The sequence below is a fragment of the Streptomyces brasiliensis genome (assembly GCF_014647875.1).
Lineage (GTDB): Bacteria > Actinomycetota > Actinomycetes > Streptomycetales > Streptomycetaceae > Streptomyces > Streptomyces brasiliensis.
The window spans coordinates 240,152-254,384 of sequence record NZ_BMQA01000010.1 but is presented as its reverse complement, the minus strand read 5'-3'; the positions used below and the strand labels follow the sequence as shown (position 1 = coordinate 254,384).

Below are 14,233 nucleotides of genomic sequence, written 5' to 3'. Positions count from 1 at the left end.
CGCGGCGGAGACTTGGAGTTGCTGGGCGAGCCCCGCCACCAGCAACGTCAGACCGAGGACCACGAGCAGCAGCTTCTCGGGGTCGTCGCTGGAGACGAAGCGGGAGATGTGCCGCCCGTAGCGCACCGCCACCAGCAGGACCAGTCCCGCCACGCCCAGCGCGACAGCCAGGGTCACGCTGCCCGCTGCCAGTCCCGCACCGGCCAGCAGCGCGGTGATGATGGGCAGGTACACGGCCATGGAGAGGTCCTCGAGGACCAGGATGCTCAGGATCACCGGGGTCTCCCGGTTGCCGAGCCGCCCCAGGTCGCCCAGCACCTTGGCGATCACTCCGGACGACGAGATCCAGGTGACCCCGGCGAGGACGACGGCGGCGACCGGGCCCCAGCCGAGCAGCAACGCCATCGCCGCGCCGGGCACGGCGTTGAGCGCCGCGTCGACCAGGCCCGCCGGGTACTGGGTCTTGAGATTGGAGACGAGATCGCTGGCCGTGTACTCGAGGCCGAGCATGAGGAGCAGCAGGATCACGCCGATCTCGGCGCCGATCGCCACGAACTCCTCGCTGGCGCCCAAGGGCAGCAGACCGCCCTCGCCGAACGCCAGCCCGGCCAGCAGATAGAGAGGAATGGGCGAGAACCGCAGCCGGCCGGCGAACCGGCCGAGCAGGCCGAGGCCGAGGAGGATCGCGCCGAACTCGACGAGGAAGACCGGGGAGTTGTGCACCCCGTCACTCCCGCCCGAGTATCGCGGCGGCCGCCTCCACGCCTTCGCGCGTGCCGATCACGATCAGCGTGTCACCGCCGGCGAGACGGAAGTCCGGTCCGGGCGAGGGGATCGCCTCCGCCCGGCGCAGTACGGCCACGATCGACACACCCGTCTCCGTTCTCATACGCGTGTCACCGAGCAGACGCCCGTTCCAGTGCGAGGCGGCAGGCAGCTCGATGCGCTCCGCCACCAGGCCCAGCTCGGTCGTCGACAGCAGACTCGGGCTGTGGTGGGTCGGCATCAGCGCATCGATCAGCGCGTCCGCCTCGCCCGACGCCAGCCGCACCGACAGGGCGCAGGCGTCCGGATCGTCCTCGCGGTACGCGCTCAGCGTCCGTGAACCGTCCCGGTGGGCGACGACCGACAGACGTTGCTGTTCGCGCGTCGTCAGGTCGTAGCGGACACCGATCCCCGGCAACGGTGTACTGCTCATGCGTGCAGCCCCCACGGCTGGCCCCCTGTCCGGCTGTCTGGTTTGACTGTTCCTTTGCCAAAGTGTTGGTGACACTCTAACCAGCACCCCAGGAGCGCCTGACCGGCCCCATGGGCGATGCCTGGTCGTCGTCGTCGGCGGCGCCGGGCCGGACCGGAAGGAAGCCTGAGCATGATCGAATGGGTGTCCCTCGGCACCGCGGCCGTACCCGTGCCGCAGCCCGTCGCCACCCCGCTGGTGTGGACCGGGGCCTTCGGCGGGGCACCGGTGCTGGTGGCGCTGATCAACCACGTCATGGGCGCCGACCGCCCCGCACTCGCCCTCACCGCGCTGTCGGTGCTCGCCGCCCTGCTGGGCCTGTGCGCCCGGTTCACGGCGGCTCCCGGCACCGCCCTGCTGTGCTGGCTCTTCCTCAACGGCTTCGCCGTTCCGCCCGCCGGCACGCTCACCTGGGCTGCGCCCAGGGACACGTTCTGGCTCGCCTGTCTGCTCGGCGCGGGGCTCGTCGGCACGACTCTCGCCCGCCTGCTCAACGCCCGCGCCGCCTACCGCCGGCTGACCCCCACGACCGGCCCCCTCTCGCCGGAGAACGGCAGGGAGAGCTGGTGAATCCGGCCGGAGCAGGCCGGGGAAGGACGGGAGACCACGGAGCGAGCGAGATCAGCTCCGGTCGCCGAACGCCCTCAGAATGCGTTCGGCGGCCAGCGTCGCAGTCAACTCCCCGTCCCTGACCTGCTGTTCGAGCCCGGGGGCGACCCCCCGCACCGTCGGGTCCGTGTGCAGCCGGCCCAGCAGCTCGTCGCGGACCATCGCCCAGGTCCAGTCGACCTGCTGGTCCCGCCGCTTGGCCGCGAGCCGGCCCGTCGAGTCGAGCAGGGTGCGGTGCTGCTCCAGTCGCTCCCACACCGTGTCCAGGCCGGTCGATTCGCGGGCGCTGCAACTGAGCACCGGCGGCGTCCAGAACGCGTCCTTGCCGTGCATCAGCCGGAGCGCGCCCGACAACTCGCGTGCGGCGGCCCGGGCGTCGCGCTCGTGCGGGCCGTCCGCCTTGTTGACGGCGATCACGTCGGCCAGTTCCAGGACACCCTTCTTGATGCCCTGGAGCTGGTCGCCGGTGCGGGCCAGGGTCAGCAGCAGGAAGGAGTCGACCATGTTCGCGACCGTCGTCTCCGACTGGCCCACGCCGACGGTCTCGACGAGGACCACGTCGTAGCCCGCCGCCTCCATCACGACCATGGACTCGCGGGTCGCCTTGGCCACCCCGCCCAGCGTGCCCGCGCTGGGGGAGGGGCGTACGAAGGCGTCGGGGTCGACCGCCAGCCGCTCCATCCGGGTCTTGTCGCCCAGGATCGAGCCGCCCGTGCGCGTCGAGGACGGGTCCACCGCGAGTACGGCCACCCGGTGCCCCAGCGAGGTCAGCAGCGTGCCGAAAGCGTCGATGAACGTCGACTTGCCGACACCCGGCACCCCGCTGATCCCGATCCGCCGCGCCCGGCCGCTGTGCGGGAGCAGCTCGGTGAGCAACTCCTGTGCCAGCGCCCGGTGCTGCGGCCGGGTGGACTCGACGAGCGTGATGGCGCGGGCCACCAGGGCCCGCCGCCCGTCGAGCACACCCTTCACATACGTGTCGAGATCGATCGCTGCCATGGGACTACAGATCGTGGCCGAGGTCGGCCGACAGCCGCTCGACCAGGTCGTACGCCGCGTCCGGGATCACCGTCCCGGGCGGGAACACGGCCGTCGCGCCCATCTCGAGCAGGGTCGGCACGTCCTGCGGCGGGATCACACCGCCGACCACGATCATGATGTCCTCCCGGCCCTCCTCGGCGAGCTGCTCGCGCAGCGCCGGCACGAGGGTGAGGTGCCCGGCGGCCAGCGAGGACACGCCGACCACATGGACGTCCGCCTCGACGGCCTGGCGGGCGACTTCCTCCGGGGTCTGGAACAGCGGGCCGACGTCGACGTCGAAGCCGAGGTCGGCGAACGCGGTGGCGATCACCTTCTGGCCGCGGTCGTGCCCGTCCTGGCCCATCTTGGCGACCAGGATGCGCGGCCGGCGCCCCTCGGCCTCCTCGAACGCGTCCACCAGGGCCCGGGTGCGGTCCACGGACGGGGACTGGCCTGCTTCGTTGCGGTACACGCCGGAGATGGTACGGATCTGGCTCGCGTGCCGGCCGTACACCTTCTCCAGGGCGTCGGAGATCTCGCCGACGGTGGCCTTGGCGCGGGCCGCGCGCACGGCCAGCTCCAGCAGGTTGCCGTCGCCGTCGGCCGCCCGGGTCAGCGCGTCGAGCGCGTCCCGGCAGGCGGTCTCGTCCCGCTCCGCGCGCAGCCGCCGCAGCTTCTCGATCTGCTGGGCGCGCACGGCGGAGTTGTCGACCTTGAGCACCTCGATCTGCTCGTCGTTCTCCACGAGGTACTTGTTGACGCCGATCACCGGCTGCCGACCCGAATCGATCCGGGCCTGGGTGCGGGCCGCGGCCTCCTCCACGCGCAGCTTGGGGATGCCCGCGTCGATGGCCTGAGCCATGCCGCCCGCCTGCTCCACCTCCTGGATGTGCTGCCAGGCCTTGCGGGCGAGGTCGTACGTCAGCTTCTCGACGTACGCGCTGCCGCCCCACGGGTCGATGACCCGGGTGGTGCCCGACTCCTGCTGGATGAGCAGCTGGGTGTTGCGGGCGATGCGCGCCGAGAAGTCGGTGGGCAGCGCGAGCGCCTCGTCGAGGGCGTTGGTGTGCAGCGACTGGGTGTGGCCCTGGGTCGCTGCCATGGCCTCGACGCACGTGCGCGTGACGTTGTTGAAGACGTCCTGCGCGGTCAGCGACCAGCCGGAGGTCTGCGAATGGGTGCGCAAGGACAGCGACTTGGTGTTCTTCGGCTCGAACTGCGAGACCAGCTTGGCCCACAGCAGCCGGGCCGCCCGCAGCTTGGCGATCTCCATGAAGAAGTTCATGCCGATCGCCCAGAAGAAGGACAGCCGCGGTGCGAAGGCGTCCACGTCCAGACCCGCTTCACGACCCGCCCGGATGTACTCCACACCGTCCGCGAGCGTGTACGCCAGCTCCAGATCGGCCGTCGCACCCGCCTCCTGGATGTGATAGCCGGAGATCGAGATGGAGTTGTAGCGCGGCATCCGCTGCGAGGTGTACGCGAAGATGTCGGAGATGATCCGCATCGACGGCTTCGGCGGATAGATGTAGGTGTTGCGGACCATGAACTCCTTGAGGATGTCGTTCTGGATGGTCCCGGCCAACTTCTCGGGCGGTACGCCCTGTTCCTCCGCCGCCACGATGTAGAGCGCGAGCACCGGCAGCACGGCGCCGTTCATCGTCATCGACACGGTCATCCTGTCGAGGGGGATGCCGTCGAAGAGCTGCCGCATGTCGTAGATGGAGTCGATGGCCACACCCGCCATGCCGACGTCGCCGGTCACGCGCGGGTGGTCGCTGTCGTAACCCCGGTGCGTGGGCAGGTCGAAGGCGACCGACAGGCCCTTCTGGCCGGCGGCGAGGTTGCGCCGGTAGAACGCGTTGGACTCCTCGGCGGTGGAGAAGCCCGCGTACTGGCGGATCGTCCAGGGCTGGTTGACGTACATCGTCGGGTACGGGCCGCGCAGATACGGTGCGATGCCCGGGTACGTCCCCAGGAAGTCCAGGCCCTCCAGATCCCGGCCGGTGTAGAGCGGCTTGACCCCGATGCCCTCCGGGGTCTCCCACAGCGGCTCCTCGCCGTCGGCCGCCCGCTCGGCGGCCGTACGCCATTCCGCGTCACCGCCGTCGGCGACCGGGGTCCCCAGCTCGATGCCGGAGAAGTCGGGGATTCCCATCAGGACACTCCCATGCGGTCGAGGGTCGCGGACAGCACGTCGACGGCGTCGCAGCCCGCGAAGACGTACGAGTCGATACCGGGATACCCCGAGGATTCGGCGGGACGGCCCGCGAGGAACACGTGCCGGGCGCCCGAGGTCTTCAGCAACTCGGCGACCCGCCCCGCCTGTTCGGCGTAGACCGCGTCGCTGGAGCACACCACGGCCTCCGTGGCGCCGCTGTCCTCGAACCGGCCCTCGGTGACCGGCTCGACGCCGCCCGCCTGGAAGAGGTTGGCGGCGAAGGTCGCGCGCGCGGTGTACGCGGCGGCCGGACCGATCGTGGTCAGGAAGATCCGGGGGCGCGAGCCGGTCTTCGCCAGGTGGGCGTCCGAGCGGGCGCGCAGGGCCTCGTACGCCTCGTCGCGGCGCACGCGCGGCAGACCGCCGGACGGCGGCTCGGGCGCGGGCTCGCGCTCCACCGGCTTCTCGGCGAGGTGCGGGAACTCGCTGACCCCGGTGATGGGTTCGCGCCGCTTGGCGAGCCTCTTCGAGCGCTCCGCCCACGTCGTCGCCAGGTCCGTGCGCAGCCGGCCGGAGCGCAGCACGGCGGCCTGACCGCCGTCCCGCTCGATCGTTCGGAAGAACTCCCAGGCGGCGTGGGCCAGTTCGTCGGTCAGCCGCTCCACGTACCAGGAGCCGCCCGCCGGGTCGATCACCCGGGCCAGATGCGACTCCTCGACCAGGATCGTCGACGTGTTGCGTGCGATGCGGCGGGAGAACGCGTCCGGCAGGCCCAGCGCGTGGTCGAACGGCAGCACGGTGACGGCGTCGGCGCCGGCAACGCCTGCGGCCAGCGTGGCCACCGTCGTGCGCAGCATGTTCACCCACGGGTCGCGGCGGGTCATCATCACCGGCGAGGTCACCGCGTGCTGCACCTGCGCGCCCGTGCCGCGCGCACCGGACACCTCGGCGACCCGCGCCCACAGCCGGCGCGCCGCACGCAGCTTGGCGATCGTCAGGAACTGGTCGGCGGTGGCCGCGTACCGGAACTCCAGCTGCCCGCAGGCCTGTTCGACGGTGAGGCCCGTCTCGGTCAGCTCGCGCAGATAGGCGACGCCGGTGGCGAGGGAGGCGCCCAGCTCCTGCGCGGCCGAGCCGCCCGCCTCGTGGTACGGCAGCGCGTCCACGGTCAGCGTGCGCAGCCCCGGGTACTCCTCGGCGACGCGGCGCGCCAGGGCGGTGGCCGGTGCGACGTCCAGGGCGGTGCCGGTGCGGGCCTGGTGGCCCAGCGGGTCCGCGCCGAGGCCGCCGCGTACCGCCTTGCGGTCCACGCCCCGCTCGGCGTGCAGCCGCAGCAGCTCGGCCGCCGCGGCCTCGAACTCCGCCCCGGCGTCCAGAACGACCGGCGCCAGGTCGAGGAGGACACCGTCGAGGGCCGGGCCCAGCTCGGACACGGGGATGCCGCCCGGGCCGACGAGCAGCCAGAGCGAGGTGACGCCGTTCTCCAGATCGGTCAGGACCGCGCCCTCGCCGAGTGCCGCGTGCCGCTGCCGTACGTCCCAGCCGCCCGCGGTGTTCCCCTCGGGGCGGCCGCCGCGTACGAACGGGGCGAAGCCGGGCAGGCCGGCGTCGGGCGCGGTGTCGCGCGCGGTGTAGAGCGGACGGGTGCGCAGCCCGTCCTCCAGCGTCGTGGACAGGGCGTCCTCAGCTGCCGCGCCCGAGACTTCCTTGCCCGACTTGCGCAGCACACCCTCGACCAGGCGTTGCCACTGCTCATGTGTCGCGTCAGGGAACTCGGCGGCCAGTGAGAGCCCGTCGTCAGGCAGGACCGTCATGCTCGGATGCTAGGCCAGCCCGCTCATCCGATACCGGAGCGGGGGCTGTGACGTTGCCCTCCCGGCAGCTGTGACCTGCACCTCTCGACGCCCACGCGGGCGTGCGTCGATGGGTCAGCAAGGACCCTCGGCGAGCCCCGGCAGCAGTCCGGACACCGCCTTGCGCTGCTCCGGTCCGACGAACTCGGCCAGCGCCTCCTTGACCGCGCTCGCGAGCTGCGCGGAGGCCTCCCGCAGCAGCTGGCGCGCCTTCTCGGTGAGGGACACCTCCACACCCCGCTTGTCGCCGCACACCGCCTGACGGGTGACCAGGCCCGCGTGCTGGAGGCGGGCGATCTGGTAGGTGAGCCGGGTCTTGGGGCGTCCCAGGAGGGCGGCGATCCGGGTCAGACGCAGCCCGCCGCCCGGCTCCTCGGCCAGCAGGCACAGGATCAGGAACTCGTCGTGCGAGACGTCCAGGGTCTGCTTCACCACCGAGCGCAGCCGTTGCTCCACCGCGCCCGTCGCGCCCAGCAGCAGCATCCAGGCGCGCAACTCGTCGGGGAGCAGCCCGCCGCCCCCGGAGGGACACGCGGGCCGGTCGGCGAGGGGCTCGTCGCGGGTGGCCATGTGTCGAGTCTACGTGTTGTCCAAATTTGGATATTGGGCTAGCGTGAGGCGCCCCGAGATAATCCAAAATTGGACCATTGGCTATCCGGTCCGTCGAGAAAGGGCACGACCATGACCGTCGCCACCGGGACCTGGCAGCTCGACCCGGCCGCCTCCACCGTCGCCGTACGGCACAAGACGTTCTGGGGTCTGGCCACCGTCAAGGGCACCTTCACCGCCGTCACCGGCGGCGGCGAGGTCGGGCCCGACGGGACGGCCACCGGCACCGTCACCCTGGACGCCGGCTCCCTGGACACCAAGAACGCCAAGCGCGACACCCATCTGCGCTCGGCCGACTTCTTCGACGCCGACAACCACCCGCAGATCACCTTCGCGGTCCGCGGCGCCGAACTCCGCGACGGCGACACGGCGCCCGTCGACGGTCAGTTGACCGTCCGTGGCGTCAGCCGCCCCCAGACCGTCACCGCGCGCGTCACCGCGGCGGACGCGTCGGCCGTCACGCTGGAGGCGGAGTTCACCGTGGACCGCGACCAGTTCGGTGTCAGCTGGAACCAGCTGGGCATGATGGGCGGCCTGACGAAGGTGAGCGCGACGCTCCGTTTCACCCGTACCGAGGCCTGACTCGCCGTCAGCCCGCCGCGCCGCCGCCCCGGCGCAGCCGCACGTCCTGGCTCGACAGCGTCTGCGGGGCCGCCGTGAACGCCCGCAGCCGGATTCGCACGGTCGGCTTCGGGATCGCGAACATACCTGAGGGCGGCCGGAGTTCGAGGCTCGCCGTGGTGTGGGCGGGGATGGTCGCCGGGCCCCGTGCGAGCGACCAGTACTTGTTCATCCCCTGGCCCGTGGTGAGCGTGAAGTGCGGGGTGAGCGCGTCGCCCGCCGCGTTGGTCACCCGCAGGGTGAGCGCCGAGACCACGGTCGCCGAGGCCCGGCGCACCGAGGTGACCCGCATGCGCAGCGGCGGCGACCCGGACACCGCCAGGGCCGCGCTCACCACCGCCGGGGTGAGCAGCAGCGCGGTCGCAGCGGCCAGGGCCGGGCGACGCCGCGGACCGGTGAGCGCGCGGGGCCGGGGCTGCCAGGCGGTCGCGAACTCCGGGAGGGGTGCGGTGACGGCCGCCGCCAGCCACAGCGGCGTCATCATCAGGTAGTAGCCGTCCTGCGAGCGGGTCGCCAGATAGAAGGCACACCAGGGCAGCACGGTCGCCGCCGGGCCCAACCGCCGTACGAACAGCACGAACAGCGCGAGCAGGGCCGCCGCGAAGAGCACGCTCGCGTGCCCGTACCAGTCCAGGCGGTCGCTTCCGTCGGTGAAGTACAGCGAGACGTCGACCAGGCCCTGGCCGTGCAGGACCGCGCCCTGCGTCAGCGGCAGCGCGACCCCGTCCAGCCAGGGGCCGGGCTCCGACACGATGAAGTACGTGTTGATGAGCAGCCACGCCGTGGCCGCGATCCCCACGACGCGCGCGACGACGAGGCCGGCCGCACGCCCGCCCAGTTCGCCGCGGCGCACGGCGTAGATCCCGGCGAGCAGGAACGGCACCACGAACCACGGCAGTTGCTGGGCCGCGCACGCCGCGCCGAGACACGCGGCCCGCGCGACACCGGCGGCCCCGAGCCGCCCGCCCCGGCCGATCCTCGGCCAGCGCACCACCACCGGCACCAGCAGGGCGAGGGCGAGGATCGCCGGGTAGCCGAGCCGGGCGTACGTCGGCAGGAAGCTGAAACCCAGACAGGCGATGGTCGCGGCCGAACGCCACGGCACGGGCAGCATCCGCCACAGCACGGCCGCCCCCGCGATCAGGGCGCCGGTGCTCACTGCGGTCGCGGGCGCGCCGCCGTGCCCCAGCCACAGCAGCGGGACGGCCAGCAGCGGCGCCAGCGGGGGATAGCCGTACGTGAGGTCGTAGCCTCCGCTCGTCGTCGGCGTGAGAGCGACACCGTGGCCGGTGAACAGCCACGGCCACGGACGGCCGTACACCGTGTGCCCGGCGGCCAGTTCGCGCGCGGCCTGCGTGGTGAGGACCGCCTCGTCGCCGCCGCCGTGGTCCAGCGCCCAGGCGCACAGGACGAGCGTCACCGCCGTCACCAGGACCACCAGGTCCAGGCGGGCCAGCGACCCGGTCCGGCGGACCGTGAGGGCCAGCACGCCGGTGACCAGGATCGAGACGTAGCAGACGGAGATGACGGCCGCGAGGACCGGACGGTGCGTGGCGGCCTGCGTCCACACCGCGCGCGTACCGATGAACAGACTGACGTCGGCGAGGAGGGTCAGGACGCGATGCCACTGCGCGGGGGCGTCCGAAGGTACCGGTCCGGCGAACACCACCGACTGTGTCCGCCGGCCGGGTGTCACCTGCTGTGTCTCTGCCAAGTGCACGAGATCGCACACTATGCGCGCTCGGTGAGCGGGGCGTCGCAGGAGGTGAAGAGGCCGGTGTGAGGCCGGTAAGAAGCGGGCGTATGCGCACATGTGGCATGCGGGTGGGGCTGCCGGGGAGGTCGCGCTTCGTGTCGCTGTTGGGCCGAACAGGTGACTTGCGTAAGAATTGGCTGGTGCAGGCATGGAACGCGAGTCAGTTCGGGGGGAAGCCGGTGAACCACTACGACGTCACCGATGAACAATGGGAAGGGCTCGCCCAGGTCGTGCCGCTGCGCGGCCGGGACGCGTGGCCGTCCGCGGTCGGCCACCGTGCGCTCCCCGACGCCGAGACCGAGACCCGCCGCCGTTTCGTGGTCCTCAGGGTCAACGTCTTCGCCGACGCCCGCGACGTCGCCGAGACGCTCATGGCGGGCATCCCGGTCCTGCTCGACCTCTCCGGTGCGGAGACCGAGGTCGCCAAGCGCGTCCTCGACTTCAGCACCGGTGTCGTCTTCGGCCTGCACAGCGGGATGCACCGCGTCGACCGCAACGTGTTCCTGCTGACTCCGCCCGGCACGGAGGTCAGCGGCCTGATGGAGAGCGCCGGGGCCTCCGGGGGCTGAAGTGCGGTCCCCCGATCGTAGGAAGGTGCTCTGAGGGAACGGTTCGGCGCCGCCGGGGAGTCCTACGGTCCGCATATGCCCCTGCCCCCCATGCCTGCGGAATCTCATGGTCCGCATACGCCGTTGTCCTCCGCGTCTCCGGAGTCCGGCGGCCCGGATGCGCCCGCGTCCGCCGCGCTCGTGAACGCGGCTTCCGCCGACTCCTCCCGGCCCGTTCCGTGCGTCGGGGACGTCGGCACCGACGCGCCGGTCCCGGCACCCAGGTCGGCGTCCTCCCCGTTGTCGGTCTCTACGGCGCCCTCGGTCCCGTCCGTCGAGGTGCGGGAGGGGCCGTTGCGGCCGTGCCTCACCGAGTTGCGGTTGTCGGCGTTCGCCGGGCACCGGCGGGCCGGGTTCCCGCTCGGGCCGCTCACCCTCTTCGCGGGGCCCAGCGGGTGCGGCAAGTCCACCGCGCTGCGGGCGTACGAGGCGCTCGCCCGGCTGGGCGCGGGGGCGCCGCTCGTGGAGGCGCTGCCGGATCCCGTCGCGTGCGTGCCCGACCGGGCCAGGCCCGACGCGCAACGCCGCCGGGGCTTCCGGATCGGGTGCACGGTGGACGGTCCGGAGGGCCCGGTGCGGCTCGACGTCGCCGTCCAGGTGGAGCCCGAACTGCGCATCGTGGGCGAGCGGTTGACGGCGAGCGGGCTGGTACTGCTCGAGACCGCCCTGCGTGACCCGGGCCGGCGTGCCGTGCAGGCCGCCTGGCACACGGCGGGCACATCCCCGGTGACGCGCGCCCCGCTCCCCGACGACCGGCTCGGCACCGCGCTGCTGCCGCTGCGCGTCGCGGGCAAGACCGACGGCCAGCGACGGGTGCTCGCCGCCGCCGAGCAGACCGTGGTCGCCCTGAGGACCGTCTTCGCCTGCGACCCGCGTCCCGAGCGGATGCGCGAACCGGTCCTCATGGGCTCGGGACGGCTCCTGCCCGGCTGTGACAACCTCGCCGACGTCCTGTGGCGCACGCGCGCGGAGTGCGCACGGCGGCACGCACAGCTCGTCACCGCCGTGCAGGCGGGCTGCGCCGGACGCGTGACCGATCTGGTCTCCGAACCCGCGGGCGACGGGACCGTGCGGGCGATGCTGGACCGGGGTGACGGTACGCGCACGGACCTCGGGCGGCTGGGCGACGGTGAATTGCGCTATCTGGCGCTGGCGTTGGTGCTGCTCACCGGTCCCGGCGTACTCGACGTGGACGTGCCTGGCGAGGTGCCCGACGCGATAAAGGTGCTCACCGTGCTCGCCGACGGCCTCGATCGTGCGCTGGACCCGCGGCAGCGTACGGAACTCCTGCGGCTGGCGGCCCGGATGTGCACGCGCGGGCACATCCGGTTCGTGGGGGCGGTGAGCGACGCGTCGTGGACCGGGGAGGTGCCCGGAGTCACGGTGGTACACCTGGACGCGTGACGGAACATCTGGACGTGGCGAAACTGCAGCGCCGCCTGGCCGAGTTCGCGGCCGCGCGGGGCTGGCAGCCGTACCACACCCCCAAGAACCTGGCGAGCGCGCTCGGCGTGGAGGCCGCTGAACTGCTCGAGATCTTCCAGTGGCTGACGCCGGAGGAGTCGGCCCGCGTGATGGACGACCCGGACACCGCGCACCGCGTCACGGACGAGATCGCCGACGTGCTCGCGTATCTGCTGCAGCTGTGCGGGGTGCTCGGCGTCGACCCGTTGGCCGCGCTGTCCGCCAAGATCGACCGGAACGAGCGGAGGTTTCCGGTGCCGGGGGCGGACGACGCGTAGTGCGCCGGGCACGGAACCCGGCGCGAAACCGTGGTGAATGCGCGGCCAACGGCAGGAGTAGGAGCTTCCGTTATCACTCTCCGAAGCTGAAATCCCCGCCGAATCCGAATTGTTGTCCACAGATTTCCGGCTTCCCCTGGCTTTTCTTCCCAGGGAAGCTCACGCTGGGTAGTGGACAGTGTGGTTCGGGCGGGCGTACGAGGAGTACGTCGGACAGACGGGGGCAGCGCATGGATGCGGTGCGGCTCATCGTGACGAGCAGGCACGCCCTGGCGGCGAGCGGAGGCGCGCCTCAGACGCTGACGGAGGTGTGGCAGGCGCAGGCGCTGGCCCAGGCGATCGGCAGCCGTCTGGCGGTCTCCGGCCCACCTGAACTGCGCGGCGAGGCACTGGGCCTGACGGAGCTGGCGGGCCGTGGCTGCGGCGTCCTGGACACACCCGCCCTCGACCCCGGGGCCTTGCGCGCCGCCCAGCTGACCGACCTGGTCGACGCGCACGAAACCCTTCTCTCCCTGGGCGGCCTGCTCGGCGAGGTCGGCATGGCCTTGGTCGGCATCGCCAGCGCGGCGGACGACGAGGCGACGTACTGGCAGTGCATGGAGGCGATCGACGCGGCCGACGAATCCCGCGACAGGGTCCGCGAGATGCTCCGCAAACTGGCGGCGCGGGAGGAGGCTCTGCCCGAGAAGGAGGCGGGACAGGGCCGATGGGGGCCGACGCTGCGGTAGGTCGGCCGGGATCGTGGGGCGGGAGGGCGTACAGGGCGACGCGGCAAGACAGGTGGACCGGCGCACTGGGCGGCCAGGTGTCGCTTGCCGCCCGGAGGCCCGTGCGCCGCACGGTCCGGACTCGGCCCCTCGACGATCACCACGGCGGGCCGGCCGTTCACTCGCCCTGGCAACGTCCCCGCAACGCCCCTACCAGCCGCATCGGCGGAATTCATCCGCCCTGGCACCGGGGTGACAGGAGGTGCCGATGCGGTGGGTGGGGGGGTCGGCGTGCAGGATGGGTGTATGGACCTTCGAATTTTCACCGAGCCCCAGCAGGGTGCGACCTACGACACCCTGCTCACCGTGGCGAAGGCCACCGAGGACCTCGGCTTCGACGCCTTCTTCCGGTCTGACCACTACCTCCGCATGGGCAACGTGGACGGCCTCCCCGGGCCCACCGACGCCTGGATCACCCTGGCCGGCCTCGCCCGTGAGACCAAGCGCATCCGCCTCGGCACCCTCATGACCGCCGGCACCTTCCGCCTCCCCGGCGTGCTCGCCGTCCAGGTCGCCCAGGTCGACCAGATGTCCGGCGGCCGCGTCGAACTGGGCCTGGGCGCGGGCTGGTTCGAGGACGAGCACAAGGCGTACGGCATCCCGTTCCCGAAGGAGAAGTTCGCCCGTCTCGAGGAGCAGCTTGCCGTCGTCACCGGCCTCTGGGAGACCAAGGTCGGCGACACCTTCGACTTCCACGGCACCTATTACGACCTCACCGACTCGCCCGCGCTGCCCAAGCCCGCCCAGGACCGGATCCCGGTCCTGATCGGCGGCCACGGCGCGACCCGAACCCCGAAGCTGGCGGCGCGTTACGCCAGTGAGTTCAACATCCCGTTCGCCTCCATCGAGGACAGCGTGCGCCAGTTCGGCCGGGTGCGGGCCGCCGCCGAGGAGGCGGGCCGCAGTGCCGACGACCTGACATACTCCAACGCCCTCGTCGTCTGCGTCGGCAGGGACGACCAGGAGGTCGCCCGCCGCGCCGCCGCGATCGGCCGCGAGGTGGACGAGCTCAAGGCCAACGGCCTGGCCGGCTCCCCGGCCGAGGTCGTCGAGAAGATCGGCAGGTACGCGGCCATCGGCTCGCAGCGCATCTACCTCCAGATCCTCGACCTCGCCGACCTGGACCACCTGGAACTGCTCTCCACCCAGGTGCAGTCCCAGCTGTCGTGACACCTGTGTCACGACCCCGTGGGGTCCACGCCAGGCCAGGGGCGGGCCCGACGGAAACCGCTGGCCGCCACTGGTGCTCC

At 72.1% G+C, this 14,233-nt stretch carries 14 protein-coding genes; 7 read left to right on the top strand and 7 right to left on the bottom strand.

From position 1 onward, the window contains the following. Both IEZ19_RS18715 and IEZ19_RS18710 read right to left on the bottom strand, forming a co-directional pair. Positions 1-723, bottom strand: a 723-nt coding sequence (locus IEZ19_RS18715; RefSeq protein WP_189312341.1) for a cation:proton antiporter, incomplete at its 3' end; no start/stop codon positions are given. A gap of 4 nt (positions 724-727) precedes the next feature. Further along, positions 728-1,198, bottom strand: a complete 471-nt coding sequence (locus IEZ19_RS18710) for a cation:proton antiporter regulatory subunit (RefSeq protein ID WP_189312340.1) — start codon at positions 1,196-1,198, stop codon at positions 728-730. A gap of 171 nt (positions 1,199-1,369) precedes the next feature. Here IEZ19_RS18710 and IEZ19_RS18705 point away from each other — a divergent pair, with 171 nt between their 5' ends. Continuing rightward, positions 1,370-1,807: a hypothetical protein gene (locus IEZ19_RS18705; RefSeq protein WP_189312339.1), complete on the top strand. Its 438-nt coding sequence runs from the start codon at positions 1,370-1,372 to the stop codon at positions 1,805-1,807. 51 nt (positions 1,808-1,858) lie between these two features. On the opposite strand, the gene meaB is transcribed toward IEZ19_RS18705, so the two are convergent. From meaB to IEZ19_RS18685, 4 genes are all read right to left on the bottom strand, one after another. Further along, complete coding sequence (gene meaB, locus IEZ19_RS18700) at positions 1,859-2,845, bottom strand: methylmalonyl Co-A mutase-associated GTPase MeaB (protein WP_189312338.1); 987 nt, start codon at positions 2,843-2,845, stop codon at positions 1,859-1,861. A gap of 4 nt (positions 2,846-2,849) precedes the next feature. Beyond that, positions 2,850-5,024, bottom strand: coding sequence for a methylmalonyl-CoA mutase (gene scpA / locus IEZ19_RS18695; protein ID WP_189312337.1), 2,175 nt, complete (start codon positions 5,022-5,024; stop codon positions 2,850-2,852). Next, entirely contained in the window at positions 5,024-6,841 is a 1,818-nt protein-coding gene (locus tag IEZ19_RS18690; protein ID WP_189312336.1) for a methylmalonyl-CoA mutase subunit beta, read from the bottom strand. The genes scpA and IEZ19_RS18690 overlap by 1 nt, the downstream gene beginning before the upstream one ends. A gap of 114 nt (positions 6,842-6,955) precedes the next feature. Beyond that, entirely contained in the window at positions 6,956-7,450 is a 495-nt protein-coding gene (locus IEZ19_RS18685) for a MarR family winged helix-turn-helix transcriptional regulator (RefSeq protein WP_189312335.1), read from the bottom strand. Positions 7,451-7,561: 111 nt separating this feature from the next. Between IEZ19_RS18685 and IEZ19_RS18680 the strand changes: the two genes are divergently transcribed. Continuing rightward, positions 7,562-8,071, top strand: coding sequence for a YceI family protein (locus IEZ19_RS18680; protein ID WP_189312334.1), 510 nt, complete (start codon positions 7,562-7,564; stop codon positions 8,069-8,071). Between the two features lie 7 nt (positions 8,072-8,078). Here IEZ19_RS18680 and IEZ19_RS18675 read toward each other — a convergent pair whose 3' ends face one another. Beyond that, entirely contained in the window at positions 8,079-9,806 is a 1,728-nt protein-coding gene (locus tag IEZ19_RS18675; RefSeq protein WP_189312362.1) for a hypothetical protein, read from the bottom strand. Between the two features lie 239 nt (positions 9,807-10,045). Between IEZ19_RS18675 and IEZ19_RS18670 the strand changes: the two genes are divergently transcribed. The 5 genes from IEZ19_RS18670 (at position 10,046) to IEZ19_RS18650 (ending at position 14,153) form a co-directional block, all read left to right on the top strand. Beyond that, positions 10,046-10,435, top strand: coding sequence for a cell division protein SepF (locus IEZ19_RS18670; protein WP_189312361.1), 390 nt, complete (start codon positions 10,046-10,048; stop codon positions 10,433-10,435). A 123-nt stretch (positions 10,436-10,558) separates the two neighbouring features. Further along, the gene (locus tag IEZ19_RS18665; RefSeq protein ID WP_373297005.1) at positions 10,559-11,878 is read left to right on the top strand and encodes an AAA family ATPase; all 1,320 of its coding nucleotides are present in this window, start codon (positions 10,559-10,561) and stop codon (positions 11,876-11,878) included. Then, positions 11,875-12,216 (top strand): nucleotide pyrophosphohydrolase, encoded by a 342-nt coding sequence (locus IEZ19_RS18660; RefSeq protein WP_189312333.1) that lies wholly within the window; start codon positions 11,875-11,877, stop codon positions 12,214-12,216. The genes IEZ19_RS18665 and IEZ19_RS18660 overlap by 4 nt, the downstream gene beginning before the upstream one ends. Before the next feature lie 230 nt (positions 12,217-12,446). Beyond that, positions 12,447-12,944 (top strand): DUF6099 family protein, encoded by a 498-nt coding sequence (locus IEZ19_RS18655; RefSeq protein ID WP_189312332.1) that lies wholly within the window; start codon positions 12,447-12,449, stop codon positions 12,942-12,944. Between the two features lie 285 nt (positions 12,945-13,229). Next, on the top strand, positions 13,230-14,153 hold the full coding sequence (locus IEZ19_RS18650; RefSeq protein ID WP_189312331.1) for an LLM class F420-dependent oxidoreductase: 924 nt from the start codon (positions 13,230-13,232) through the stop codon (positions 14,151-14,153). Positions 14,154-14,233: the final 80 nt, after the last annotated feature.

Bases quoted from the DNA above. Each gene is read 5' to 3' on its own strand.
- IEZ19_RS18710 (WP_189312340.1), bottom strand. From the start codon at position 1,198: ATGAGCAGTACACCGTTGCCGGGGATCGGTGTCCGCTACGACCTGACG.
- IEZ19_RS18705 (WP_189312339.1), top strand. From the start codon at position 1,370: ATGATCGAATGGGTGTCCCTCGGCACCGCGGCCGTACCCGTGCCGCAG.
- meaB (WP_189312338.1), bottom strand. From the start codon at position 2,845: ATGGCAGCGATCGATCTCGACACGTATGTGAAGGGTGTGCTCGACGGG.
- scpA (WP_189312337.1), bottom strand. From the start codon at position 5,024: ATGGGAATCCCCGACTTCTCCGGCATCGAGCTGGGGACCCCGGTCGCC.
- IEZ19_RS18690 (WP_189312336.1), bottom strand. From the start codon at position 6,841: ATGACGGTCCTGCCTGACGACGGGCTCTCACTGGCCGCCGAGTTCCCT.
- IEZ19_RS18685 (WP_189312335.1), bottom strand. From the start codon at position 7,450: ATGGCCACCCGCGACGAGCCCCTCGCCGACCGGCCCGCGTGTCCCTCC.
- IEZ19_RS18680 (WP_189312334.1), top strand. From the start codon at position 7,562: ATGACCGTCGCCACCGGGACCTGGCAGCTCGACCCGGCCGCCTCCACC.
- IEZ19_RS18655 (WP_189312332.1), top strand. From the start codon at position 12,447: ATGGATGCGGTGCGGCTCATCGTGACGAGCAGGCACGCCCTGGCGGCG.
- IEZ19_RS18650 (WP_189312331.1), top strand. From the start codon at position 13,230: ATGGACCTTCGAATTTTCACCGAGCCCCAGCAGGGTGCGACCTACGAC.